The following is a 23,872-nucleotide window of genomic DNA, read 5'->3' as shown; positions in this document are numbered from 1 at the left end:
AGACCGGGAGCTATTCCGCGGCCACCGTCGACGAATGCAGGAAGCGAACGACATCCTCTGGCACAAGCTGAAACCGCAGCGCTGCTCGGAGGGCTTCGAGACCGAAGACATGCAGATCTTCGTTGAAGTCGCCCAGCTGGGGCGACAGCACGACCACTTCAATGCCGGCGTTTGCTGCGCGCTGACTGAGAATTGTCAGCACCGCATCACCGGCGGCATCGGCATCGCGCGCAATGTAGAGCCGGCGCAAGCTAGACGGCAGCGTCATGGCGGAGAGGTGATTAGCCGAAAGCGCTGCCGCCATCGGCATAGTCGGCAGCAGGTAGCGCAGCGACAGCATAGTTTCGATACCCTCGCCGGCAGCGAGCACGTCATCCACCACGCCGAACCGAACGGCGTTGCCGATCAGATCGCCCATCGCGCGTCGTGGGGTATCGATCGGAGCCTTGCCGAGCCGAACACCATCAAAGCCGTCCGGATCGAGCCAGGTCCGGTGCACGCCGGTGATCCGACCGTCAAGATCCGTGACGCGGGCGATCATCGCCGGCCAGGTTTCAGTCGGCAGATGGTCGTCGGGCCGATAGTAGCAACGTGGGTGGAAGCGCAGGCTGCCATCATGGTGGACGCGGGTTATTCCGCGGCGCTGCAGGTACGTTTCAGCCAGTGTCCCCTCGATCGGGCTGGATATCGCAAAGAGCCGACGGGCGGCTACCTGCGATCCGGGCGGTACGGCTGGGGGAATAGGTCTTGGGGCGGGCTTCTGCTCAGAACGAGGCAGGTTCAAAAAGCGCCTCGCCTCCTCGGCGACCTCACGAAAGTGTCGCAGAGCCAGAGTTTCGCGGATGATGTCGAGGAGATCACCATGCGCGCCGGTTGCGGCATCGGTCCACTTGCCCGCCGCTCCCTTCGGCGATTCCTGGAGCCGCACGAACAGTGAGCGGCCGGGGTTGTTGTGGACGTCGCCGACCACCCAATACCGCCCCGCCCGCTTGCCATTGGAGAGATAGTGTCGGCATACCGCCTCCGCGTCGCGCGCGAGGCGGCGTGCCAGCTCGCAAGCTTGGCGGGACATCAGGCCGCCTCCTGCCAAAGGGGACCTTCGACCGGATACCGGTCGCGTACCTTCGACAGCATCTCTATGCCACTTGCGCCCATCCGCACGAACATGAGGAGCTGACAGAAGATGATCTCTTCAAAGAGGCCGTCCCCTCGCAAGCTCTTGCGCGTCTTGACATTGGATCCCGATACTTCGATGCGCTTTCCACCGGTCACTCCGACATCGGCCGACGTGATTTTTTGGACAGCTTTTGGCATGCGATGCTCCACGACGGGCAGCCGGGAGCCTCTCTCTCGGCCTCCAACCCGTCACGGAAACAACCCTGCCCCCTCTTACTCTTGTGCCGGTGCCCACCGAGCAGAGCCTCACGCCGCCTGCTGGTCCTCCCTCGGCATGTCGCCGACGGGTTCTGGGAGAAAGCCAAGCAGATAATCGGCAACCTTGCTGGCCTTGGAGGCAGCCCGGATAATGGCACGATTGTCCTCGCGCAAGACTTCAAGCCAAGAGCCGATATAGTCGGCATGCCGCACCGTCGGCACGATGCCGAGCGAGGCGCAACTGAACGCAGACGAGATTTCCGCAACCAGCTCCTCGAAGGCATACTTCCTAGTACCGTAGTTGCCTGACAGGTCACGGTTCAGACGCGACGGATGACCGCTGGCATGCGCCAGCTCGTGGAGAGCCGTTCGATGCCAATTGATTGGTTCAAAATAGGCCTGCGGAGGCGGCACCTGCACATAATCTTCCGTCGGCATATAGAAGGCACGGTTGCCGCCGATGCGGAAGTCGATGCCGGTCGCCTTGATCAGGTATTCGACCTGCGGCTCGATCAGGCCCGGCGGCGGGGGCGGCGCCGTCGTCGCGATCTCTGGAGGCAAGCCGCCGCATTGATCACAGTTGAAGACCGTAAAATGCTTGAGGAACGGTATGGCCTGCGCTACCTCGCCGGTCTCATGTGCGCGGCGCTTTTCGCAGGCAGGCACGAATCGGTCGGCATAGACGACGGTCGTGCCGCGCTCGCCCTTGCGGACGTGACCACCGAGCGACAGCGCCTGGCGGAAGGTAAGCCAGCTCTGGCCTGTAAATCCGTGTTCGGTCGCGGCACCCCATAGAACTAGAATGTTTATGCCGCTGTATTGGCGGCCGGACGCCGCGCTCTTCGGCAAAGCCAAAGGCGCCTTCGCCGCCGCGGTGCCCCAAGGCTGGACCCACGGCACTCGGCCAGCCTCCAACTCGGCGATGATCTTGTTGATGATGTTGTTATAAAGGTTGGCCCGGTCCTTACCGGTGCGCGCGTGAGGATAATATCTGGACATCGCGGGTCTCCGCGACGGGGACCGCGAACCTCTCTCGCAGCCTGTAACCCGTCATGGCAAAACCCGGCCGACACTCTGACTCTCCTCCTACTTGAAGGAATGCGAGATCTGTGACGCAGCCCGCCTTGCATCGTATCTTCATGGGAATTGAGTTGAGCTACCGGGGCCGCAGGCCCCACGAGGCGTGCGCCAGGGGCGCATCGCCTCAACGGAAAATGGCACCCGGAGAGCGTGAGCATAGCGACCCGAAGGGGCACGCGGGTCCGAGTGCAGCGACGAGACCGGTTCAATAGCGGCACCCGGGAACGGGGCAGTGATAGCGGTCGCCGCAAGGCGAGCCCCTTTTCCGAGTGCCCCCGGCGAGGAGCTCTGCACTCCCTGCGCGAGGGATCGAAGCCGGATGGCCGAGACGCAGCGCGGCTCGGTTCACAAGAGCCCGTTGCGGCGCAGCCGCACGCGCGCAAACGCCAGAACTCGCCAGGGCTTGCCCGGAGGACCTCGTTTCGTCGCTTGAATTCGTCGGCGCGCAGAAAAGTAGTCTTAGTCCCTATTTACCGATCCCGCCGCAGTTCGGGTTGCATTCCGCCTTGCATCGTCCATCCGGTTCAAGCGCATCACGGGAGGCCTGCAGCTCACGGATATCTGCAACTATTCAGTCCCTATACATGAGCAATAATTGAACCACTCGAGCAATGGACGGCCAACAGTACTCAGCCCCCCGCGATCATAGCCTGCTGTGTTCAACCCGCACGTTAAAATTCCGACGCTCGAAAGCGATCCGAAGGCTTCGATACAAGTCTCCCATCGGACCTGTCGGATTGACTATTGATCTATCATCCAAAGCAGTTGCCTGCCTGCTACCGGCCCCTGCCAACGGAGCGCCGCAACTGTTCCCCTTTTCTTTCGCGAGCGACATTGGCGTTCTTGGAGAACTACACACCGAAGGCTTCCTTTTCGCGCGCCAATCCAGCCTTTTCCCGCCCGGCCGCGCTTCGCAGTAGAGGTGCAAACTCTTTGGCCGTAACACTCCGCTTAATCCGCGATCCGAACTCTCGCTCCCCCGACCAGGGGCGAAGAGCAATCTGGATCGATCAGATCCCGTCTCGTTCGTCAGTGAAATCAGCACATGTTACACCACGGACATTCAGCAGTCAGATCAAACCGCTTAGGCTCGCCGCGCACCGCACTACCTGCCCGCTACCCTCTCGCTAGAACCTGGCCCACGATGATGAGGGCGGACATGGCCGCCGCCTACCTTGACTTTGTAGACACGAGCGAACTCATGCGCGCGATCAGCCGAGGAGACGCACCCCCACCAATCGGCTTTCGCGGAACAGGGCGCCTGCGCCAGCCAGTTTGGTCGAAGGCGACTATGGATCACTTCGCAGCGTCGATCGGAAAAGGAGATCTTAAGCAGGGGGAAGATCTTTTATGCCTGGTGTGATATCGCTTGGGAAGGCACCGCGTCTGCCTCGGTATTGTCGCCGCAAAATATTGGCGAAGAATAGAATAGCCTACTACTTTGAACCCCCAACCTGGTCTCGTCGACAGGGCTGCGATTTAAACCCTGAAGCTCTGGGCTGCGATTACGCAAGTGCCGTCGAGCGGGTAGAGAAAGTTCTGTTGCCGGCGTTCGACAGTTGGCACTCACGAGGTCTAAGCGACATCGTGCCGGCGACTATCGAACCCGGCACGTTCGATTGGCTCGTCGGCGTCTTCCAAGCTCACCAGAAGTGGACAGAAATCGAAAGCACTACACAGCGGCACTACACAAAAAGTCTCGCACTGTTCGCCAATCACGAGCTGAAAGATGGAAGTCGCGTTGGGTCTAAGCAGTTGTCCGATTTCACCAAAGCGTTCGTCGACGCAGTTTATCGAAAATTATTGTTCGTGACGAAAGTCGATAACAGTGGAGAGGTCGTCGTTCGCGAGCGCCGTCGCTATGCAAATATGGTTATGGCCGCCTGCCGCCGGGCTTGGTTCGTTGGTCAGCGTGCTCAAGAAAGGATCGTACCAGCGACCAATCCGTTTTCCCGGATGGGATTAAAATCTCATCCACCCGGGCGGCCGATAGAGCCCACACCGACCGCAACTTGGGATGAACTCGTCGCGTTCAGAGCTGCCGCGAGAAGACTTGATTACCGCTCGATCGCAACAGCTGCTCTACTGTCGTGGGAGTGGCTGCAACGAGAGCAGCACGTCTTTGGCGCCTTCGACATTACGCACTATCGCCCCAGCGAGCGGCCAAACAGCGTCAGAATCGTGCATCCGAAGAATGGAGAGGAGGCCTGGTGGCCCCTAACGGACGAAACTGGCGCCCCTCTCTTCCCTGAACTTATGGAGGAACTTGACGAGATCAAAAGGACCGGCCTCTCCGGCCTGGTATTCCGGCGCGACCATGCGCATCGTCAGTCGGCAATCCCGCTACCATGGATTACCCCGCGCAAGGATCTTCGCTATCTACGTAGTGTGGTAAAAACCATTATCACAGAGGCTGGCCTACGTCAGGAGCTTTCTTTTCGGTCCTTCCGACACGGAGGATTTACTGAAGGCGCCGACAGCGATCTCACGGATGCAGAGTTGCGCGCCGCTGGCCGTCATAGATCAAGTCGCCAACTGCCAACCTACGCCAAGCGTACTGGCAGGCAGTTGATCATTGCCACAAAAAAGCGTCGCGAGGAGCGGACAAGATCTCTTCTTATTCGGCTCAACGCCAATCTCTCCTCGGAATAAAGGCGCGTCGATCGACGGCAGCGCCCACGAATGCGCTGAAAGGATCGCCTATTTTCCCGTCCACACCGGCTTGCGCTTCTCGCTGAACGCTTTCAGCCCTTCCTTGGCGTCCTCGGTCATCGCGAGCAGCGCGATCTGGCTTTCGGTGTAGGCGATGCTCTCGTCGAACGACATCGAGGCGATCGCACGCATCGCGTATTTGCCGCGCCGGATCGCGGTCGGGGATTTATCGACGATTCGACCGATCAGCCAGTCGACCTTGGCATCCAGTTCGGCCGCGGGCACGATGTAATTGAGCAAGCCCGCTGCCAGCGCCGCTTTCGCGTCGAACGGCTCGCCGGTCAGCGCCCATTCGTTGACGAGGCGCGGCGGGGCGATGGACTGCAACAGGCTCAACACCTGCATCGGGAACACGCCGACCTTCACCTCCGGCAGACCGAAGATGACGTGATCGGCGGCGACGGCCATGTCGGTCATGCAGAGCAGGCCCATGCCGCCGGCCATGCAGACCCCGCCAACGCGCGCAATCGCGGGCGTGGTGGCGTTCTGCGACAAGCGCAACAGATCGGCATAGTCGACATTCGGCTTCGAATGATCCATCGCGAAAGCCGCGCCGGAGTTCTGCAGGTCCGCACCGGCGCAGAACGCCTTGTCGCCCGCGCCCGTCAGCACGATGACACGGACATCCTTGTCGTCATGCGCGTCGCGATAGCCGCGCGCGATGCCGGCGATGACCTCGCCATTCAGCGCGTTTCGTTTCTCGGGACGGTTGATGGTGATCCAGAGCGCCTGGCCGCGCTTCTCGGTGATCACGGCTGTGGTGTCGGTCATGGTACGCTCGCTTCCTTGGGCTCCCGTTTAGCGGCCCATTTGCGGCAGCTCGGGCCGAAGGTGCAAGGGCAATCTGCGGTACGGCGCCGCTTTAACGCCTCGACACAAACTTGAAGGCGATCGAAGCGCAGGCTCAGGCCGCGACCGCTTTCCTGATCCAGACCTTGTTGTCGTGGAATGCGGCGCCGCCAATCGGCGCAATGGTGTCCGCGCCCGTCAGCATGTTGATGCCGCGGTCACCGATATGGTTCTTGTTGGGATGAACGGACTCCGCGATCAGCACGCCGCGCCGCACGCCCTCGAACAGCGTGGCTATCAGCGTGGTCTCGCCGCGGGTGTTGCCGAGCGTCACGGCATCGCCATCGGCGATGTCGAGCGCGGCCGCATCCAGGGGATGGATCATCACGCTCGCCTTGCCCTCACGCGCTTGGGAGGACGGCGTCTCGTTGAACGTGGTGTTGAGGAAGCTGCGCGACGGGCTCGTGGCAAGCCGGAACGGATGGGCCTGGTCGGAATGCTCGATCACCGCCCAATGGTCCGGCAGCGCCGGCATCTTGTCGAAGTCGCCCATCTTCTGACCGAACGGCGGATGCGCCCAATCGGCCTTGAAATGGAATTTCCTGTCGGCATGGGCGAAGCCGTCGAGATAATGCGACGTGCGGAAGTCCGGCTGCAGGTCGCGCCAGAGGTCGGCTTCGAGACCGGCAATGTCGCCGTGGTCGCTGAGCTTCAGCGTCGCGTCGATCAATTCACGCGGCGTCAGCTCAAATCCCGGATGCCTGGCGCCAAGCCGCGGCGCCAGCGCCTGCAGGACCTCGTGGTTGGAGCGGCATTCGCCGGGCGGGTCGATCAGCTTCGGCCCGACCGAGATGTGCTGGTGGCCGCCGCCGTAATAGAGATCGTCATGTTCCATGAACATCGTCGCCGGCAGCACGATGTCGGCCATCTCGGCGGTCTCGGTCATGAACTGCTCGTGCACCGCGACGAACAGATCCTCGCGCGCAAAACCCCGCGCTACCAGCGCCTGCTCCGGCGCCACCGTCATCGGGTTGGTATTCTGGATCAGCAGCGCCTTGACCGGGCCTTTGCCGTGCAGGGCTTTCGAATCGCCGGTGAGGATGCGGCCGATCTGCGACTGGTCGAGCGCGCGGATAGTTGGGTCGATGGCGTCGTGGCCTTCGATGATGGATTCGTCGAAGTGCCACAGCGCGTAATTGTTGAAGAAGGCGCCGCCGCCTTCATATTGCCAGGCGCCGGTCACGGCGGGAATGCAGTTCGCGGCATGCATCTGCGCCGCGCCGTTGCGCGAGCGGGTGAAGCCGTAGCCGAGCCGGAAGAAGGTCCGCTTGGTCTCGCCGACCAATCTGGCAAAAGCCTCGATCTCCGCCACCGGCACGCCTGAGATCGCGGATGCCCATTCGGGCGTGCGCGTCTTCAGATGCGCCTCGAGCTCGCCAGGGCAATCGGTGTACTTGTCCATATAGGCGCGGTCGGCATAGCCGTCGCGGAACAGGACGTGCATGACGCCGCAGGCGAACGCGCCGTCGGTGCCGGGCCGCAGGATGATCTTGATATCCGCCTGCTTCATGGTCTCGTTGTTGTAGATGTCGACGGCCGCGATCTTGGCGCCGCGCTCCTTGCGCGCACGGGCGGCGTGCGTCATCACGTTGACCTGGGTGTTGACGGGGTTGGTGCCCCAGATCACCACGAGATCGGACAGCGCCATCTCGCGCGGATCGACGCCGGCGATCTTGCCGGTGCCGATCGCGAACCCGATGCGCCCGACATTGGCGCAGATGGTCTGATAGAACCGCGAATATTTCTTCACATGCGTGAGGCGGTTGAGGCCGTCGCGCATCACCAGCCCCATCGTGCCGGCGTAATAATAGGGCCAGATTGAGTCCGCGCCGAATTCGCGCTCGGCCTGGTTGAAGCGATCCGCGATCTCGTCCAGCGCCTCGTCCCAGCTGATCCGGGCGAATTGGCCGGAGCCCTTCGCACCCGTGCGGCGCAGCGGATACGTCAGTCTTTCAGGATGATGGATGCGCTCGGCATAACGGGCGACCTTGGCGCAGACCACGCCGGCCGTATAGGTCTGCTTTTTCGAACCGCGGACACGACCGATGCTGCGTCCCTCGACCACCTCGATATCGAGGGCACAGGCCGACGGGCAATCATGCGGACAGGTCGAATGGCGGATTTCGATCTTGGCGTGCTGGTTCATGTCCAATTTGGTAACACCAAAATACCTGTCAGCCGAGGGTATTTATCCGGCAAGGCCCATGCGATTTGCTCAAACCATGCGCCGCCGGTTCCTGCCGCGACCGCGAAGAGCGGTGCCGCCACACCGAAAACCGCAGGATATTCCAGGCACCATCGGCTTTGTGAGGCGTCGACAGTCCGCCTCCCCTGCCGCTACAGTGCCCGCCAACAAGAACGACAACAGGGAGGTGGGTGTGACGGCCCGACAATTCATGCTGGCGCTGGCCGCCGGCCTGCTCTGCGCATGCTCCGCAAGCCCGTCCCTGGCGCAGGACTATCCCAACCATTCGGTCCGGATCGTCGTCCCCTTCGGCGCCGGCGGGCCGGCCGATGTCGCGGCCCGGCAGATCGGCAATGCGCTCCAGGAGAGTTTTGGCCAGCCATTCGTGATCGAGAACCGCACCGGCGCGGGCGGCGTCATCGGCACGGTCGAAGCGGCGAAGTCGCCCGCCGACGGCTACACGCTGTTGATGATGTCCAACACCCAGACCGCGAACGAATCCCTGCTGACGCCGGATAAGCGCAAATACGAGCTGATGCGCGACCTCGCGCCGATCGCACCGGTGAACTCCTCAGATCTCGTCATCGTGGTGAACCCGCAAGTCGCAGCGAAGACGCTGCAGGAGTTCGTCGCGCTCGCCAAGTCGCAGCCGGGCAAATTGAACTACGCCTCCTCCGGCCAGGGCACGCCCTATCACATGGCCGGCGAGCTGTTCAAAGCCATGGCCGGCATCGACCTCGTCCACGTCCCCTACCGCAACAGTGGCGAGGCACGCAGCGGCGTGATCGGCGGGCAGGTGCAGATGATGATCGACGCCGTGCCGGCGATGGCGCCGAACATCGGCGAGAACCAGGTCCGCGCGCTCGCGACCACCGGCAAGCAACGCTCAGCGGTGCTACAGAGCGTGCCGACAGCGATCGAGGCGGGCGTCGCAGGCTATGAAGCCACGATCTGGCTCGGCCTGATGGCTCCGGCGGGCACGCCGAAACCTGTGATCGACAAGCTCAATGCCGCCGTGAACGCAATGGTGAAGCGGCCCGACATCGTCAAGCTCTGGACTGCGCAGGGCGCGGCACCCATGTCGATGACGCCGGAGGAATTCGACAAGTTCCTGCGCGGTGACATCGAAAAATGGGCCGACGTGGTCAAGAAGTTCGACAAGTCCTGAGGCTGTAGAGCGACAATGCCGACCATTCAATTCCAGCTCAACGGCACGGCGGCGGCCGTGGATGCCGATCCGGATCAGACGCTGCTCGACGTGCTGCGCAGCCGGCTCGGCGTTACAAGTCCGCATTTCGGCTGCGGGGCCGGCGAGTGCGGCGCCTGTCATGTCATGGTCGACGACCGCGCGATGGCCTCCTGCGACATGCCGATGTGGTCGGTCGCGGACAAGGACGTCGTCACGGTGGAAGGCCTCGGCACGGCGGAGCAACCGCATCCGCTGCAACGCGCCTTTATCTCCGAGCAGGCGATGCAGTGCGGCTATTGCGTATCCGGGATGCTGATCAGCGCGGCGGCGCTGCTGAAGCGCAACCCGTCGCCGACGGAGGCGGAGGTGAAAACCGCTCTTGATCGCAATCTGTGCCGCTGCGGATCGCACAACCGCATCGTCCGGGCCGTGTTGCGGGCGGCCGCGGAGATGGCGGGATCATGAGTGCGCCGTCCCCTGCCCCGACACTGCCGGTCAGCCTTGCGGCCAATCCCAAGCTGTCATCCTGGGTGAAGCTCATCGGCGAAGGCCGTGTGGCGATCTCGCCCGGCAAGGTCGAGATCGGCCAGGGCATCGTCACGGCCCTGGCGCAGATCGCAGCCGACGAGCTCGACGTCGATGTTGGCCGCATCGAGATGATCCGCGCCTCCACGGCGGCAAGCCCGAACGAAGGCGTCACCTCGGGCAGCCTTTCGATCCAGCACTCGGGCCGCGCGCTGCGCCACGCCTGTGCCCAGGTGCGCCAGCGCTTCCTCACCGCGGCATCGGAACGTCTCGGCGTCGATGCATCGCTGCTCGAGATCGATGACGGCACGATCTCGGGCCCCGGCAATGTCAGGACCAGCTATTGGGAGTTGGCTGGTGACGTCTCGCTCGACCACGGCGCCAATGCGGGCGCGACGGCGAAGATGGTCGCCAAGCGCACTGTGGCTGGACATTCGGTCCAGCGGGTCGACATTCCCGACAAGGTGTTCGCACGGCCGCGCTTTATCCATGACTGTCCGCTGCCGGACTTGCTGCACGGACGCGTGCTGCGGCCGGACATCTCGGGCGCCAGGCTGATCGCGCTCGACGAGACGGCGACGCGAGCCGTTCCCGGCCTCGTCGCGATCGTCCGCGACGGCGGCTTTGCCGGCGTGATTGCCGACAGCGAGGTAGCGGCGGAAGCCGCGCTGAAAGCCTTGCGCAGTGGCGCGACATGGTCGGCCGGCGAGCCGCTACCGGATGAAGATGATCTCGCCGGATTCCTGAAGAGCCAGCCGGTCGAGACTACCGTGATCGACACCAGGACCACTGCGGCAACGCTAGAGAAAGCTGCTCGCCCCCTCCGCCGGCAATACATCCGTCCCTACATCGCGCATGCCTCGATCGCTCCATCGTGTGCGATGGCGCGATGGGACGGCGATCGTGTCCATGTCTGGACGCACAGCCAGGGCGTCTATCTGCTGCGCGCCGACCTCGCGATCGTGCTCAAGCTGCCAGCAGAAAACATCGTCGTCGAGCACATGGAAGGCGCGGGCTGCTACGGACACAACGCGGCCGACGACGTCGCGCTCGATGCCGTGCTGCTGGCGAAAGGGGCCGGCGGCCGTCCGGTGCGGGTGCAATGGTCGCGCCACGACGAGATGTCTCACGCGCCGTTCGGCGCGGCGATGGCGATCGAGATCGAGGCCGATCTCGATGCGGACAACGAGATCGTCGGTTGGCGCCATGCGATCTGGAGCAACGGCCACGCGGCGCGGCCGGGGCGCGCGGCACAGCCCGCGCTGCTCGCCGCAACCGAGATTGCGTCCCCCTACCCGCGCATGATCTCGACCAATCCGCCCGCGGCCAATGGCGGCGGCGGCGACCGCAACTCCGTTCCGCTCTACGACCTCCCGGCCTGGACGGTCACGAGCCACCGGCTGCTGACCATGCCGGTGCGCACCTCGGCGCTGCGGACCCTTGGTGGACAAGGCAATGTCTTCGCGATCGAGTCCCTGCTCGACGAGATCGCAGCCCTTCGCGGCGAAGACCCGATCGCGTTCCGCCTGCGTCATCTGCGCGAGGAACGGGCTAAGGAGGTGATTCGCGCGGCGGCACGACGTGCGCAATGGAAACCGCAGAAGCAGTCCGGCATCGGTCATGGCGTCGGCTTCGCCCGCTACAAGAACACGGGGGCCTATTGCGCCGCGATTGCGGAGATCGAAGGCACTGAAGACATCCGCGTCAAGCGGCTGACGCTGGCGGTCGATGTGGGCGAGGCCATCAATCCCGACGGCGTCATCAACCAGATCGAGGGCGGCGCGATCCAGGCGACGAGCTGGGTGTTGAAGGAACGCGTCCGCTTCGACCGCACGCGCATCACATCGACGTCCTGGACCGACTATCCGATCCTCACCTTCAGCGAGGTGCCAATGGTGGATGTCGAGATCGTCCAGCGGGCGGAGATCGAGCCGGTCGGCGCCGGCGAGGCCGCCCACGGCCCGGTGACGGCAGCGATCGCCAACGCCGTCTACGATTGCCTCGGCGTGCGCGTGCGCGACCTGCCGATCACCCGCGACAAGATCATTGCAGCCATGGAGCTGGCATCGTGACGACAGTGAGCATTTTGAGCGGAGGCGCGGCGCAAGGCCTGGTGCGCGGCCTCAGCGATCCCTTCAAGACGCAGACCGGCTTCGGCATTGACGGTGAGTTCGGCGCCGTCGGCATCATGGCGGACAAGCTGCGCGCGGGGACGGCGGCCGATCTGGTGATCCTGACGCAGGCGCTGCTTGCAAGGCTTGCCGAAGAGACGCTCGTCATCCCCTCCTCGATCTCTGATGTCGGGCGGGTCGAGACCGCGCTGGCGGTCCGCAGCCGCGATCCCAAGGTGACCGTGAAGACTGAGGCTGATTTGCGCGAGGTGCTGCGCAGCGCCGACGCGATCTACGTCCCTGATACGAAAGCCTCGACGGCGGGACAGCACGTCGCGAAGGTGCTGGATCAGCTCGGCATCGCCTATGAGGTCGCGTCGCGCCTCAAGATCTTTCCCAACGGCGCGACCGCGATGCGGGAGCTTGCGGCGTCCGCCGCTGCGCATCCGATCGGCTGCACGCAGGCCACCGAGATCATCGCAACCGACGGCATCGCGCTGTCGGGAGCGCTGCCGCCGGGCTGCGAGCTCGTGACAATGTACACGGCCGGCGTGACCACGCGGGCCGCCCATCCGCAAGAGGCGGCCGCGCTGATCGCGTTGCTGACCGGCGCAGACCGCAGGGATCTGCGCCAGCGCGCCGGCTTTACCGGCTAGATAGCCGATTTATTTGTGCAACTGGGTGAGACCGGTCGGCGGACCGTCGACGGCGGTCCAGCCGCCATCGACGAACAGCGTGCTGCCGCTGACATAGCTCGCGGCGTCCGAGGCGAGATAAGCGACGGCTGTCGCGACCTCGTCGGCGCTGCTCCAGCGGTTGAACACGGTGTGGCCGGCGTAGAGATTGTAGATGTCGGGACGCTGCTTGAACGGGCCGGTCAGCGCGGTCTCGGCGATGCTTGGCGCGATCGCGTTGACCCGCACGCCGGAGCGTCCGACCTCGGAGGCAAAGCCCTTCACCAGCAGGCCAATGGCCGCCTTGGTCGAGCCGTAGACGCCGAGGCCCGGCTCGATGGTCACCGCCCGCACCGAGGAGCAGGCAATGATGCTGCCGCCCTTCTGCTCGACCATGATGCGGCCGAAAGCCTGGAAGAACCACACCGTGCCCTTGATGTTGAGGTTGAGGACGCGGTCGAGATCCTCCTCGGTGTAGTCGAGGATGGTCTTGCGGATGTTGAGCCCGGGCGTCGTCACCGCGATGTCGAGCCGCGAGAATTTCTGCATCACCGTCTTGGCCAGCGCGTTGACGTCCACAGCGCTCGCGGCGTCGCACGCAGCCGCCTCGGCCGAGCCGCCCTTCTCACGAATCCCGGCGGCGGTTGCTTCCGCTGCGTCAAGCGCGCGATCGGCGCAGATCACGCGGGCGCCAAGCCCGGCCAGCGCCTCGGCCGACGACTTGCCGATGCCCGAGGCAGCGCCCAGCACTACGGCCGTCTTGCCGGTGAGATCGAAGAGCTTGCGATAGTCAGTCACGGATAGAGTCTCCTTGCGTTGCTGCTATCCCTTGTAGCCCATCAGCAGGCGGGGCAGCCACAGCGAGAACGCGGGGACGTAGGTCACGAACATCAGAGCTGCGATCAGCGCGGCGTAGAACGGCAGGATGGTGCGCATCACCGCGCCCACCGAGATGCCGCCGATCGCGCAGCCTACGAACTGCGTCGTTCCGACCGGCGGGGTGTTCAGTCCCAGCGCGCAGTTGATCAGCATCAGCATGCCGAACTGCACCGGATCCATGCCCGCCTTCATCGCGATCGGCAGGAAGATGGGCGTGCAGATCAGGATGGTCGCGGCCATGTCCATGAACGTGCCCAGCACGAACAGGATGACGTTGATGAGCAGGAAGATGACCCAGGGCTGCGTCGAGACCTTGCCCATCATCTCGCCGGCGAAGTCGGCGACCTCGTAAAGCCCCATCAGATACTGGAACATGGTGGAGACGCCGATCAGCAGCAGCACCACGCCCGTGGTCTTCACCGCCTTGGCCGCAGCGCGCAGGAAGTTCGGCAAGGTCATGGTGCGGTAGATGAAGAACGTCAGCAGGATCGTATAGGTGACCGCGACGGCCGCGGATTCGGTTGCCGTGAACACGCCGGACAGGATGCCCGCCAGGATGATGCCGACGATCAGAAGGCCGGGCAGAGCGGCGGCGAACGAGCGAAAAACCGCGGGCCAGCCCGGGAACTTGCCGGCCGGATAGCCGCGCTTCACCGCGACCGCGTAAGCGGCGACCAGCATGCACACCATCAGCACCAGCGCGGGCAGGAGGCCGGCGGCGATCAGCGCGCCGATCGAGACCTTGCCGCCGGCGGCGAGCGCATAGATGATCATGTTGTGACTGGTCGGCATCAGTGCTCCGACCAGCGACGCATGGGTGGTGACGTTGACGGCGTAGTCGGTGTCGAAACCTTCCTTCTTCATCATGGGGATCATCACGGCCCCCATCGCCGACACGTCGGCAACAGGCGAGCCGGACACGCCGCCGAACAATGTGCAGGCGACCACGTTCGACATACCGAGCCCGCCGCGGATGTGTCCGACGAGATTCTTGGCGAGCTGCACGATCTTGTCGGCGACGCCGCCATGCAGCATCAGCTCACCGCTGAAGACGAAGAACGGGATGGCGAGGAAGGAGAAGATGTTCATCCCCGACATCATCTGCTGGAAGATGACCGCGACCGGCAGGCCTTCGTAGAGGATCGTGCAAATCGCCGACAGGCCGATCGCGAAGGCGACCGGGACGCCGAGGACCAGGAAGCCGAAGAAAGTGGCGCCGAGAATGATCAGTTCCATGAGGGGACGACCTCTTCGCCGCGCAGGAGAGCGATAATGTGCTCGATTGAAAAGGAGACGATCAGGACGCCGGAGGCGATCAGCGGCACGTAGCGGATGACCTCGGGCAGGCCGAGATTGGGGATCTTGACCGTTCCGACCGAGGCTCCGAGGATCCAGCCGTTATAGGCCATCGCGACGCCGAAGCCGGCGACCAGGACGTGGATCACAAGCTCGATCTTCTCTCGTGCGTGGTCCGGCAGCATCACCAGCAGACTATCCATCCCGATATGTCCGGCATCGCGCACGCCGACGGCGGCGCCGATCAGCGTGACATACAGGATCAGAACCAACGCAAGGTTCTCCGTCCAGGTCGGGCTGGAATTGAGCACGTAGCGTCCGAACACCTGGTAGAAGACGATTGTCACGATGACGAGCAGCCCGGTCACCGACAGATACATGCCCAGCCGAGCGACGGGAGCATTGATCCGGGACAGCAGGGCGGTGGACGGGCGTCCGGCTACGTCCAGTTCGTGGTCTGCGACGTGAGGGTCTGTCATCCAAGTCTCCTTGCAAGTCTCCTTGCGCGCCTCCACTGCGTCGGTCCGGCGTCGCCAATCGGCAACGCCGGGCCGACGCTATGGCCTTACTTCGTGTCCTGGATACGCTTGACGAGGCTCTTCAGCTTCTCGTCACCCGCGAACTTGTCGTACACGGGCTTCATCGCGTCGACGAACTCCGCCTTGTTGGCGATCGTCACGACCTGAACGCCAGCCGCCTCAACGGTCTTGCGGGACGCCTGCTCGCGCTCGTCCCAGAGCTTGCGCATGACGGGCACCGATTCCTTGGCCGCCTTGCGGACCATCGCCTGGTCTTCCTTGCTCAGCGTGTCCCAGACCGTCTTGGACATCACGAGAACTTCGGGCGCCAGAGAGTGCTCGGTGACGTTATAGAACTTGGCGGCCTCGAAATGGCGCGAGGACTCGTAAGACGGCCAGTTGTTCTCGGCAGCGTCCACCAGACCGGTCTTGAGCGCGGTATAGACCTCGCCATACGGCATCGGGGTCGGATTGGCCCCAAGGCTCTGGATCATGCCGACCCACAGATCGGATTGCTGGACGCGAATTTTCAGACCCTTGACGTCCGCGAGCGACTTGATCGGTGCCTTGACGGTGTAAATGGACCGGGCGCCGCTGTCGTAATAGGCGAGGCCGATCAGGCCTGCGGGCGCCATGGCCGCCAGGATCTCGTCGCCGATCGGCCCGTCAAGGACGGTACGCATGTGCTGCGTGTCCCGGAAGATGAAGGGCAGGCACAACGCGATGGTTTCCGGCACGAAGTTGTTCAAGGGCGATGCGTTGATCCGCATCATGTCGAGTGCGCCGATCTTGAGCTGCTCGATGGTGTCCTTCTCGGAGCCGAGCGCACCGTTGGGGAACACCTTCACGCCGAGCTTGCCGCCGCTCGCCGCAGCGAGCTGCTTGCCCATGAACTTGACGGCCTCGACGGTCGGATAATCGGCGGGATGGATGTCGGCGGAACGGAAATCGCGTGCGGTCGCCAAGGGGGCTGAGACCGCCAGCAGAGCGGCTGCGATGACGCCGGTAAGTATCTTCATCTGGGCTTCCTCCTGAGTTGATTATGTCGTTGGGCAGATGCTGCGGGCCGCCTTGGGTCGCTCCACTTCCGGGATGAAGTCAAGCGCCATTGTCGTCCCTAGGGCGCGCGGCATTCTCTGTCCAAGCCAAATCCGGCATCGATCAATGCTAGAGTTGCATCGATGGATCAGACCGGCTTTGGGCGGACAACCGGCCCACCGTCCTGTTTTTCCGAAATCATCTGTCCGTCGGGGGCGGGAAGCGTTGATAGGCGTTGCTTGACGACGCCGGTGCGGCCCCCTCAAGATGCTGCGAAACAAGACGGACCATCCCGAGGAATGCCCATGCCGCGGAAGCTGATCGACATCTCCGTGCCGCTCAGAAACGACGTGACGGCGGATCCGCCGGGCAATCACCCGACGATCCAGTACATCGATCACCAGCAGGGCCTGCCGCGGATGCTGCAGTTCTTCGACGGCCTGACGGCGCAGGAGCTGCCGGACGGCCAGGGCTGGGCCGTCGAGCAGGTCTCGCTGTCGACCCATAACGGCACGCATCTCGATGCGCCCTGGCACTTCCATCCAACCATGAATCGCGGCGAGCGGTCATGGACGATCGACGAGGTGCCGCTGGAATGGTGCTTTCAGCCCGGCGTGAAGCTCGACTTCAGACATCTGCCCGACGGCTACGTGGCGAGCGCCGACGATGTCGAGAAGGAGTTGAGGCGGATCCGGCATTCGCTGTCGCCGCTGGAGATCGTCGTCGTCAACACCGGCGCCGGCGCCAGGTTCGGTCAAGCCGACTATGTCAGCTCAGGCTGCGGCATGGGCTATGAGGCCACCATGTATCTGCTCGAACGCGGCGTGCGGCTGACCGGCACCGACGGCTGGAGCCGGGACGCACCGTTCGTCCACACCGCGAAGAAATATGCCGAAACGAAAGACGCCGGCCTGATCTGGGAGGGCCACAAGGCGGGGCGGCACATCGGCTATTGCCATCTCGAGAAGCTGCACAATCTCGACCAGCTGCCTTCGACCGGGTTCACCGTCTCGTGCTTTCCGGTGAAGATCGAGCGGGCCTCCGCAGGCTGGACCCGCGCCGTCGCGATCATCGACAGCTAGCTGTCGAGCCCGCTCTCGGCGAGTTCGCGCAAGGCATCCATGTCGAGCACGACGATGGCGCCGTGCTCGAGGCGAACCCAATTGCGGCCCGCCCAGGCGCGCAATTGCTTGTTGATGCTCTCGCGCGTCATCCCCACCATCTCGCTGATCTCCTGCTGCGTGATGGCGAGCGTGCCGCTGCCGGAGTCGAACTTGCGCTCTTCGGTGAGGCCGAGCAGCGCGCTCGCAAGCCGGCCCGGCAGATTTTGCAGGATCACCTGCTCGACCTGCTGGCTGGTCCAGCGCAGGCGCGCGCAGAGCAGCTCGATGAACTTCATTGCGAGCGCCGGCTGGCTCTTCACGAACGGCAGGAAATCCCGGCGATCGATGATGTAGAGCTCGCAATTGGTGTTGGCGGTCGCATCGGCCGACCTGGGGGCACCGTCGAGCACCGCGATTTCGCCGAAGATCTCTCCGGGACCAATCAGATTGAGAATGGCATTGCGGCCGTCGGGCGACGAAGAGGAAATCTTCACCGTCCCTGTGATCACCGCGAACAGATTGTTGCCGGGATCGCCTTTGGCAGCAATCGTCGCGCCGCGCTTCACCGTGGTGTGCTTGGCGTAACGGCAGAGCTGATCCAGCGCCTCCGGCTCCAGATCCGCAAAGATCGGGTGCTTGCGCAGGACCGATAATTTATTCCCCGCCGCTTGTCGGGGGTCGTCGCCGGTCTTGTCCTGAGGCACGCCACTGGGCTCCTAAGACTGCGAGGCACTGGGGTCCCTGCGTAGTCAGTGTAGCCCAGTTTTTCAACCGGAAAGCATGCTCCCTTTTTGAGGCAAACGCGGCGAAAATGCCGCGGTCAGGGGCGAAGCCGGCAGCCGAAGGATGAGCCAATGCGTCCCGGTCGATGCAGAGTTGCAAGCGCCGCACGCCGCCTTGCGTTGAGGCGCTGCCAATCGTCCCGAGTTCGCACGGCATAGCCCGCGCCGCGGGCGCCACAAAATGCGACCCTAATCTCAGGAGCTTCGACGCTTGACGTCTGACTTGAGCGGGCCCGCGCTGGTTTGCCGGTCTGCCCAGGCCAGAGCCCCGGCGAATGTGACAAAGATTGCCACGACAATGATGCTCATAAGCAACGCGTCAGCCGGCATGATGCCCTCCCCTGTGGTTTCAGGCATTATTCGGGGCACGCGGCCGAATGCATTGATCCCGATCAAAATCGAGCCGCGCTGCGTCGGAATCAGGCTGCGGCCAAGGCCTCGACCTTCGCCGGATCGAGCAGGCTGATCCCGCCATGAATGATCTCGATCACGCCGTGGCGCTCCAGCTTGGTGAACGTGCGGCTGACGGTCTCGATGGTCAGGCCGAGGTAGTCGGCGATGTCCTGGCGGCTCATCGGAAGCGGGACCGTGTCCGATGCCCCCTTCAGCGAGACCAGCCGCTCGCGCCAGCCGAGCAGAAAGGCCGCAACCTTTTCGTCCGCCGAACGGCGGCCGAGCAGGACCATGTGGTCCCGGGCCTGGTTCAGTTCGCGAATCGCCAGCTCGTTGATCCGCCTGAGGAGGTGCAGCCGGTGCTCGATGAAACGGCCGAAGGGTGCCTTCGCGAACTGGCATACGGTCACCGCGCCGATCGCGTCGGCCGAAAAATTGTGCCTGCCCGAAATATTCATCCCCAGGAAATCGCCGGGCAAGGCAAAGCCCACGATCTGCCGGCGGCCGTCGGCGAGCAGCTTGTACAGCCGCATGACGCCATCGACGAGATTGTAGAACGAGGTCGTGATGTCCTCTTCGGAGAACACAGTCTCGCCTGAGGAAAAATGGACGCGCCGGCCGAGATGCTCGAATTCCCGAAGCTCGACCGCATCCAGCGACGAACAAACCGCTGATGCGCGGACGGCGCAATCGCTGCAAAGCTGCCAGTTCGGCTCAATCGTGACTACGGGCTTCATCGACCGCTCCAAGCGCCGGCTGCCCATCAGGCCCATTCCGTCGCGCGGCTGCATTTTACTGCACTGCGCCAAAGCCGGTTGACCCAGATCAATTTTGGAGGGAATCCCCGCCCTATTCTTCTCCCGGACTTAACCGGGGCCACCTTACATGCTGCAAGGAACGCTGCGTCGCGGGTTGATTGGGTTGCTTCTGATGACGCCTGCCCTGGCAGCCCCGACCGCCGAACAACGCGGCAAAGCCTTTGCGCGAGCCAATTGCGCGCGCTGCCACGCGATCGACCGCGCTTCGAGCAGCCCGCTCAAGATCGCACCGCCGCTGCGGGCCCTGCACCAGCGCTATCCCATCGAGAGCCTTGGGGAGGCGCTGGCCGAGGGCATCAACACCGGCCACGCCGACATGCCGGCCTTCGAGCTCAGTCCGGACCAGATCCACGATCTCCTGTCCTACCTCAAGACCCTGGAATAGCCGGCGTCACACCGCCTGCACCGTCCAGCCGATCAGCTCCTTGGCGATGCGCGTGAAGGCCGTATCGAACGCTGCGACCGCCGCGGCCGGTTCGACCTTGTCGAGCTTCTCGCTGGTGTCGAGGAGACGCGAGGCGATCACCTTACCGTTCTTGTCGACGATCCGCGCCGACAGTCCGATCTCGACCCGTGTCTCCCCCTCCGTGGCAATGCGGAAGCGCCTGATGTCGATCAGCAGCTGATAGTCCGCCTGCCCGAGATCGGCCGTGCGCAACGGCGCGTGCGCGATGTCGTAGTTCTCGAAACTGTCGATCAGCCGCGCCTGCACCAGCTTGGGAATGCTGTCTGCCCAGAGGAAGTCTGCAAAGGCCGGATTGTCGCCGCCGGGAGCGAACAGCATGCGCTGGCTCTGGAGCATGGCGACCGCTGTCGGCTCGGGAATGGCCAGCGACGCCGAGAGCGTCTTGGTCGCAGGACCGAGGTTCTGCGGCGTGCGCAGGTCATAGGTGACTTTCTGCGCCGGCGTTCCGCCGCCGGTCATCTTCTCCAAGCCCGCCAAAATGCCGTCAATCTTGCCGGTGTTGCGCGCAAGCCCGTCGGAGAAGGTCTTGAGATTGGCGATGGTCTCCTTCAGCGGGCCCGAATTGTCCTCCAGCACGGTGTCGACCCGCCGCAGTGCATCGCGCGCGGCCTGCGTCATGCTCTGGCCCGCACCGGCCTCGGCAATCAAGGTCGGGGTCTCTCCGGATTTGGTGACGATGACGCCTCCCTCCAGCGTCACCACCGGCACGCCGGTCAGCCCCTGGAAATCGAGCCCGACCCTGCTGTCGGCGCGCACCGGCGTGGTTGAAGCAACCGATATCGTCGCATTGACGAAGCGTGGATTGTCCGGCGCAAGCCCGAGCTGAGTGACCTCGCCGACGCGGATGCCGTTGAACAGCACGCCGGCGCCGACCAGAAGACCGGGCACCGGGCCCTGGAATTGCACGTGATAGCTCGTGCGCGGTCCGATGCCGCCGGTGTTGTTCAGCCAATAGACGAAGCCGAACACCGCGAGGATCGCCGCCAGGACGAAACTGCCGATCAGCACGTAGGGAGCGCGGGTTTCCATGTCTCATCTCATCTCGTGTTGCAGCATCTGCGAGCGCTTGCCATGGAAATAGGCGCGCACCCAGGGATGCTCGGATTGCAGCAGGTCGCGCATCGGACCGATCGCCACGATCTTGCCGTCGGCAAGAGCAGCGACCCGATCGCAGACCGTTGTCAGGCTCGCCAGATCATGGGTAACCATGAAGACGGTGAAGCCGAGGGTCTTTTGCAGGGTCGCGATCAGCGCGTCGAAATCACCCGCCGCGATCGGATCGAGGCCCGAGGTCGGCTCGTCCAGGAAGAGGATCGGCGGATCGAGCGCGAGCGCGCGCGCCAGCGCGACGCGCTTGGTCATGCCGCCGGATAGCTCCGCCGGATATTTATCTGCGTCCTGCGCCCGCAGCCCGACCATTTCGAGCTTGGCGATCGCGATCTCGTCCATCAGCTCCTGTGACAGGACGAGATTTTCACGAAGCGGAAATTGGATGTTCTGCCGGACCGTCAGCGAGGAGAACAGCGCGCCCTGCTGGAACAGAATCCCCCATGTCGTGGCCGCGCCCTCGGTGCGGCCGCCGATTGGCCGTCCCGTGACCTCGATGGTCCCGCCTTGGCGCGGGATGAGGCCGATGATGGTTCGCATCAGCACCGACTTGCCGCCACCCGACGCCCCCACGAGTCCGAGGATCTCACCCCGGCGCACGTCGAGCGACAGATGATCGAGCACGGTCTGCCGGCCGAAGCCGACCACGAGGTCGCGGACGCGGATCGCGAACTGCTCTTGCGATTCGCCCATGATCACATTCCGATCGAGGCGAAGAAGATCGCGAACAGGCCGTCGAGCACGATCACCAGGAAGATCGACTTGACCACCGACGTTGTGGTCTGTCGTCCCAGCGACTCGGCGCTGCCCTTCACACGCAAGCCCTCGCTGCAGGCGACGATTCCGATCACCAGGGCCATGAACGGCGCCTTCAGGATGCCCACCTCGAAATGGGTGACCGAGATCGCCTCGTGCAGCCGCGCGATGTAGATCGCCGGCGCCATGCCGCCGTAGAACTGCGCGACCAGGCCGCCGCCATAGAGTGCGGCGATCGATCCGATGAAAGCAAGGATCGGCAGCGCAATCACCAGGGCCGCAACCCGCGGCAGGATCAGGACGTGGACGGGATCGAGGCCCATGGTCGAGAGCGCATCAATCTCCTCGCGCATCTTCATCGAGCCGAGCTCGGCGGTGTAGGCGCTTCCCGAGCGGCCGGCGACCATGATGGCAACGATCAGCACCCCGAGCTCGCGCAGCACCAGGATGCCGACCATGTCGACGGTGTAGGACTCCGCGCCGAACCTGCGGAAATGGAAAAATCCCTGCTGGGCGATGATGGCGCCGATCAGGAAGGTGATCAGCACGACGATGGGGATGGCCTGCCAGCCGATGCGATAGAGCTGATAGATCAGCGATGTCAGTCGCAGCGAGCGCGGCCGGCGCAGCACGCCGATCACGGCCATGCACAACGCGCCCAGCATTTGAAGAAAGATCGTGATGTCTTCACGCGCGCCGACCGTGGACTTGCCGAGATCGTTCAGTCTGAGCAGAACCGGGTTAGGTGCAGGCGTCGGCAGCGGCGTGTGGCGGTTGACCTGACGCACCTCGTCCATCAGGCCACTGAAATGGTCGGCGACCCCGATAAATTCGGTCGATCGACCGGACGATGAAGCCCTGCGCGACAGCTTTTCCAGGACCCAGGCGCCCAGCGTGTCGAGCGCGCTGACGCCCGACATGTCCAAGGTCACGGCTCTGGATTGATCGACGTCTGCCCCGACCGACCGGGACAATGTCTCCAGCATCGACACGTTCGCGGCAATCCACGGCCCTGCCGGGCACAATTTCAGCTCTTCGCCGGAGGGCGTTGCCAGCAACAGCGGTTCGGAGTTCACGCTTCCACCTCATCGGGACAACCGGGTCCCCATTCAGCCGGTCATTCTAGGCCAGCATGTGGCAGCCGGCTTGACCTGTCTCAAGACCACGACGCGTCTGCCTCCTTGACGCAAATCAAGCGCGCTCGCGCCGGCGGGTCCTAGGTTTGATTCCATTAACGGGGAAATCAGATCGATGTTCGACAGCGACAGGATGAGCGAAGAACTGCGCACGCTGAAGATCGACGTCACACGCTTGCTGAGCACGGCCGGCGAGGAGATGTTCGACAGTTCGAAAGACCGCGTGGAGGCGCTTGCCGATCAGATCAGGGCCGCGCTCGCCGAGCTCGGCGAGACCGTCGACGAGGAGCAGGAGCAGCTTCAGGGCCTCATTGCGGACCGCCCGATCACATCACTGGCCTCGGCCTTCGCGCTCGGCGTGGTCGCCGGCTTCATGCTGCGGAGGCACTAGGTGAACACCGAAAATGTCGTCAAACATCTGCGTGTGCTCTGGCGTACCGACAGGATCATCGCGGACATCAGGCTGCGCCACCTGCTGATCGGCCTCGGCCTGCGCGCCTTTGCGGCGCTGATCGCCGCGTTCGGGCTCCTGATGCTGGAGCTGTCCGCCTATTTCGCGCTGGTGCAGATCTGGAGTGCCATTGGCGCGGCGGCCATCCTTGGCGCCGTCAATTTTGTCATCGCAGCAATTCTCTTTGTGATTGCCGGCCGGCCTCCCTCGGGGCGCGACATCGAACTCGCCAACGAGATTCACGGCGCATCCATCGAAGCGCTTCAACTCGAGGCACGCACATTCCAGGCCCAAATGTCGGGCGCCGTGCATCATCCGCTCAGCACGATGTTGCCCGTGCTGGTGCCGCTGATTGCGGTCCTGATCAAGACTTTGCGGAGAACGGCCAAGGACTCCGCCGCGGCAAATTCGGCTGAAGCGCGCTCATAGC

23 protein-coding genes are annotated in these 23,872 nt (G+C 63.7%); 9 read left to right on the top strand and 14 right to left on the bottom strand.

The features are described 5' to 3' along the window. Nucleotides 1-10: 10 nt before the first annotated feature. The 3 genes from ABIB91_RS20300 to ABIB91_RS20290 form a co-directional block, all read right to left on the bottom strand. Nucleotides 11-1,072: a DUF7146 domain-containing protein gene (locus ABIB91_RS20300; protein WP_354164909.1), complete on the bottom strand. Its 1,062-nt coding sequence runs from the start codon at nucleotides 1,070-1,072 to the stop codon at nucleotides 11-13. Then, nucleotides 1,072-1,314: a hypothetical protein gene (locus ABIB91_RS20295; protein WP_354164906.1), complete on the bottom strand. Its 243-nt coding sequence runs from the start codon at nucleotides 1,312-1,314 to the stop codon at nucleotides 1,072-1,074. Before ABIB91_RS20295 ends, ABIB91_RS20300 begins: the two co-directional genes overlap by 1 nt. Before the next feature lie 108 nt (nucleotides 1,315-1,422). After that, the gene (locus tag ABIB91_RS20290; protein WP_354164903.1) at nucleotides 1,423-2,373 is read right to left on the bottom strand and encodes an ArdC family protein; all 951 of its coding nucleotides are present in this window, start codon (nucleotides 2,371-2,373) and stop codon (nucleotides 1,423-1,425) included. Between the two features lie 1,623 nt (nucleotides 2,374-3,996). Here ABIB91_RS20290 and ABIB91_RS20285 point away from each other — a divergent pair. Then, nucleotides 3,997-5,106, top strand: a complete 1,110-nt coding sequence (locus ABIB91_RS20285) for a site-specific integrase (RefSeq protein ID WP_354164900.1) — start codon at nucleotides 3,997-3,999, stop codon at nucleotides 5,104-5,106. A 48-nt stretch (nucleotides 5,107-5,154) separates the two neighbouring features. On the opposite strand, the gene ABIB91_RS20280 is transcribed toward ABIB91_RS20285, so the two are convergent. Then, nucleotides 5,155-5,937 (bottom strand): enoyl-CoA hydratase/isomerase family protein, encoded by a 783-nt coding sequence (locus tag ABIB91_RS20280; RefSeq protein WP_354164897.1) that lies wholly within the window; start codon nucleotides 5,935-5,937, stop codon nucleotides 5,155-5,157. 133 nt (nucleotides 5,938-6,070) lie between these two features. Further along, complete coding sequence (locus tag ABIB91_RS20275; RefSeq protein WP_354164894.1) at nucleotides 6,071-8,161, bottom strand: molybdopterin-dependent oxidoreductase; 2,091 nt, start codon at nucleotides 8,159-8,161, stop codon at nucleotides 6,071-6,073. 250 nt (nucleotides 8,162-8,411) lie between these two features. Between ABIB91_RS20275 and ABIB91_RS20270 the strand changes: the two genes are divergently transcribed. The 4 genes from ABIB91_RS20270 to ABIB91_RS20255 are packed head-to-tail and all read left to right on the top strand — an operon-like array spanning nucleotide 8,412 to nucleotide 12,681. Then, the gene (locus ABIB91_RS20270) at nucleotides 8,412-9,368 is read left to right on the top strand and encodes a tripartite tricarboxylate transporter substrate binding protein (RefSeq protein ID WP_354165200.1); all 957 of its coding nucleotides are present in this window, start codon (nucleotides 8,412-8,414) and stop codon (nucleotides 9,366-9,368) included. A gap of 15 nt (nucleotides 9,369-9,383) precedes the next feature. Further along, nucleotides 9,384-9,854, top strand: coding sequence for a (2Fe-2S)-binding protein (locus tag ABIB91_RS20265; RefSeq protein WP_354164891.1), 471 nt, complete (start codon nucleotides 9,384-9,386; stop codon nucleotides 9,852-9,854). Next, nucleotides 9,851-11,986, top strand: a complete 2,136-nt coding sequence (locus tag ABIB91_RS20260) for a xanthine dehydrogenase family protein molybdopterin-binding subunit (RefSeq protein WP_354164888.1) — start codon at nucleotides 9,851-9,853, stop codon at nucleotides 11,984-11,986. Before ABIB91_RS20265 ends, ABIB91_RS20260 begins: the two co-directional genes overlap by 4 nt. Further along, the gene (locus tag ABIB91_RS20255; RefSeq protein WP_219682426.1) at nucleotides 11,983-12,681 is read left to right on the top strand and encodes a molybdate ABC transporter substrate-binding protein; all 699 of its coding nucleotides are present in this window, start codon (nucleotides 11,983-11,985) and stop codon (nucleotides 12,679-12,681) included. Before ABIB91_RS20260 ends, ABIB91_RS20255 begins: the two co-directional genes overlap by 4 nt. A gap of 9 nt (nucleotides 12,682-12,690) precedes the next feature. Here the strand turns inward: ABIB91_RS20255 and ABIB91_RS20250 are convergent, their stop codons facing one another. From ABIB91_RS20250 to ABIB91_RS20235, 4 genes are all read right to left on the bottom strand, one after another. Then, nucleotides 12,691-13,497, bottom strand: a complete 807-nt coding sequence (locus ABIB91_RS20250; RefSeq protein ID WP_354164885.1) for an SDR family NAD(P)-dependent oxidoreductase — start codon at nucleotides 13,495-13,497, stop codon at nucleotides 12,691-12,693. 24 nt (nucleotides 13,498-13,521) lie between these two features. Beyond that, nucleotides 13,522-14,814: a TRAP transporter large permease gene (locus tag ABIB91_RS20245; protein ID WP_007601611.1), complete on the bottom strand. Its 1,293-nt coding sequence runs from the start codon at nucleotides 14,812-14,814 to the stop codon at nucleotides 13,522-13,524. Continuing rightward, a complete protein-coding gene (locus tag ABIB91_RS20240; protein WP_354164881.1) occupies nucleotides 14,805-15,353 on the bottom strand; it encodes a TRAP transporter small permease in 549 nt (182 codons plus the stop codon). Before ABIB91_RS20240 ends, ABIB91_RS20245 begins: the two co-directional genes overlap by 10 nt. A gap of 86 nt (nucleotides 15,354-15,439) precedes the next feature. Beyond that, a complete protein-coding gene (locus tag ABIB91_RS20235; RefSeq protein ID WP_085349491.1) occupies nucleotides 15,440-16,411 on the bottom strand; it encodes a TRAP transporter substrate-binding protein in 972 nt (323 codons plus the stop codon). 324 nt (nucleotides 16,412-16,735) lie between these two features. On the opposite strand from ABIB91_RS20235, the gene ABIB91_RS20230 reads away from it, so the two are divergent. After that, the gene (locus tag ABIB91_RS20230) at nucleotides 16,736-17,512 is read left to right on the top strand and encodes a cyclase family protein (protein ID WP_354164878.1); all 777 of its coding nucleotides are present in this window, start codon (nucleotides 16,736-16,738) and stop codon (nucleotides 17,510-17,512) included. Here the strand turns inward: ABIB91_RS20230 and ABIB91_RS20225 are convergent. Both ABIB91_RS20225 and ABIB91_RS20220 read right to left on the bottom strand, forming a co-directional pair. Further along, entirely contained in the window at nucleotides 17,509-18,237 is a 729-nt protein-coding gene (locus ABIB91_RS20225) for a Crp/Fnr family transcriptional regulator (RefSeq protein ID WP_007601607.1), read from the bottom strand. The genes ABIB91_RS20230 and ABIB91_RS20225 overlap by 4 nt on opposite strands. Before the next feature lie 497 nt (nucleotides 18,238-18,734). After that, nucleotides 18,735-19,445 carry a helix-turn-helix domain-containing protein gene (locus tag ABIB91_RS20220; protein ID WP_354164875.1) on the bottom strand — a complete coding sequence of 237 codons (711 nt, stop codon included), beginning with the start codon at nucleotides 19,443-19,445 and terminating at the stop codon, nucleotides 18,735-18,737. A gap of 148 nt (nucleotides 19,446-19,593) precedes the next feature. Here ABIB91_RS20220 and ABIB91_RS20215 point away from each other — a divergent pair, with 148 nt between their 5' ends. After that, nucleotides 19,594-19,911, top strand: a complete 318-nt coding sequence (locus ABIB91_RS20215) for a c-type cytochrome (RefSeq protein WP_354164872.1) — start codon at nucleotides 19,594-19,596, stop codon at nucleotides 19,909-19,911. Nucleotides 19,912-19,917: 6 nt separating this feature from the next. Here the strand turns inward: ABIB91_RS20215 and ABIB91_RS20210 are convergent, their stop codons facing one another. From ABIB91_RS20210 to ABIB91_RS20200, 3 genes are read right to left on the bottom strand one after another with little or no spacing between them, the layout of a single operon-like run. Continuing rightward, entirely contained in the window at nucleotides 19,918-21,021 is a 1,104-nt protein-coding gene (locus ABIB91_RS20210; protein WP_354164867.1) for an ABC-type transport auxiliary lipoprotein family protein, read from the bottom strand. Between the two features lie 3 nt (nucleotides 21,022-21,024). Then, entirely contained in the window at nucleotides 21,025-21,792 is a 768-nt protein-coding gene (locus ABIB91_RS20205) for an ABC transporter ATP-binding protein (protein ID WP_219682423.1), read from the bottom strand. 2 nt (nucleotides 21,793-21,794) lie between these two features. Continuing rightward, the gene (locus ABIB91_RS20200) at nucleotides 21,795-22,931 is read right to left on the bottom strand and encodes an MlaE family ABC transporter permease (RefSeq protein ID WP_354164864.1); all 1,137 of its coding nucleotides are present in this window, start codon (nucleotides 22,929-22,931) and stop codon (nucleotides 21,795-21,797) included. 175 nt (nucleotides 22,932-23,106) lie between these two features. On the opposite strand from ABIB91_RS20200, the gene ABIB91_RS20195 reads away from it, so the two are divergent. Together ABIB91_RS20195 and ABIB91_RS20190 are read left to right on the top strand one after the other, a co-directional pair. Then, nucleotides 23,107-23,382, top strand: coding sequence for a hypothetical protein (locus ABIB91_RS20195; protein ID WP_354164861.1), 276 nt, complete (start codon nucleotides 23,107-23,109; stop codon nucleotides 23,380-23,382). Further along, a complete protein-coding gene (locus ABIB91_RS20190; RefSeq protein ID WP_354164858.1) occupies nucleotides 23,383-23,871 on the top strand; it encodes a phage holin family protein in 489 nt (162 codons plus the stop codon). Nucleotide 23,872: the final 1 nt, after the last annotated feature.

Origin of the sequence: Bradyrhizobium sp. JR4.3 (assembly GCF_040547695.1) — a bacterium.
Classification (GTDB): domain Bacteria; phylum Pseudomonadota; class Alphaproteobacteria; order Rhizobiales; family Xanthobacteraceae; genus Bradyrhizobium; species Bradyrhizobium canariense.
The sequence above is the reverse complement of the archived record's forward strand: the minus strand, read 5'-3'. Positions and strand labels throughout refer to the sequence as shown.

Coding starts and splice junctions, on each gene's coding strand:
- ABIB91_RS20195 (WP_354164861.1), top strand. CDS start 23,107: ATGTTCGACAGCGACAGGATGAGCGAAGAACTGCGCACGCTGAAGATC.
- ABIB91_RS20295 (WP_354164906.1), bottom strand. CDS start 1,314: ATGCCAAAAGCTGTCCAAAAAATCACGTCGGCCGATGTCGGAGTGACC.
- ABIB91_RS20280 (WP_354164897.1), bottom strand. CDS start 5,937: ATGACCGACACCACAGCCGTGATCACCGAGAAGCGCGGCCAGGCGCTC.
- ABIB91_RS20265 (WP_354164891.1), top strand. CDS start 9,384: ATGCCGACCATTCAATTCCAGCTCAACGGCACGGCGGCGGCCGTGGAT.
- ABIB91_RS20205 (WP_219682423.1), bottom strand. CDS start 21,792: ATGGGCGAATCGCAAGAGCAGTTCGCGATCCGCGTCCGCGACCTCGTG.
- ABIB91_RS20240 (WP_354164881.1), bottom strand. CDS start 15,353: ATGACAGACCCTCACGTCGCAGACCACGAACTGGACGTAGCCGGACGC.
- ABIB91_RS20235 (WP_085349491.1), bottom strand. CDS start 16,411: ATGAAGATACTTACCGGCGTCATCGCAGCCGCTCTGCTGGCGGTCTCA.
- ABIB91_RS20290 (WP_354164903.1), bottom strand. CDS start 2,373: ATGTCCAGATATTATCCTCACGCGCGCACCGGTAAGGACCGGGCCAAC.
- ABIB91_RS20220 (WP_354164875.1), bottom strand. CDS start 19,445: ATGAAGCCCGTAGTCACGATTGAGCCGAACTGGCAGCTTTGCAGCGAT.
- ABIB91_RS20260 (WP_354164888.1), top strand. CDS start 9,851: ATGAGTGCGCCGTCCCCTGCCCCGACACTGCCGGTCAGCCTTGCGGCC.
- ABIB91_RS20210 (WP_354164867.1), bottom strand. CDS start 21,021: ATGGAAACCCGCGCTCCCTACGTGCTGATCGGCAGTTTCGTCCTGGCG.
- ABIB91_RS20230 (WP_354164878.1), top strand. CDS start 16,736: ATGCCGCGGAAGCTGATCGACATCTCCGTGCCGCTCAGAAACGACGTG.
- ABIB91_RS20245 (WP_007601611.1), bottom strand. CDS start 14,814: ATGGAACTGATCATTCTCGGCGCCACTTTCTTCGGCTTCCTGGTCCTC.
- ABIB91_RS20275 (WP_354164894.1), bottom strand. CDS start 8,161: ATGAACCAGCACGCCAAGATCGAAATCCGCCATTCGACCTGTCCGCAT.
- ABIB91_RS20270 (WP_354165200.1), top strand. CDS start 8,412: ATGCTGGCGCTGGCCGCCGGCCTGCTCTGCGCATGCTCCGCAAGCCCG.
- ABIB91_RS20215 (WP_354164872.1), top strand. CDS start 19,594: ATGCTGCAAGGAACGCTGCGTCGCGGGTTGATTGGGTTGCTTCTGATG.
- ABIB91_RS20300 (WP_354164909.1), bottom strand. CDS start 1,072: ATGTCCCGCCAAGCTTGCGAGCTGGCACGCCGCCTCGCGCGCGACGCG.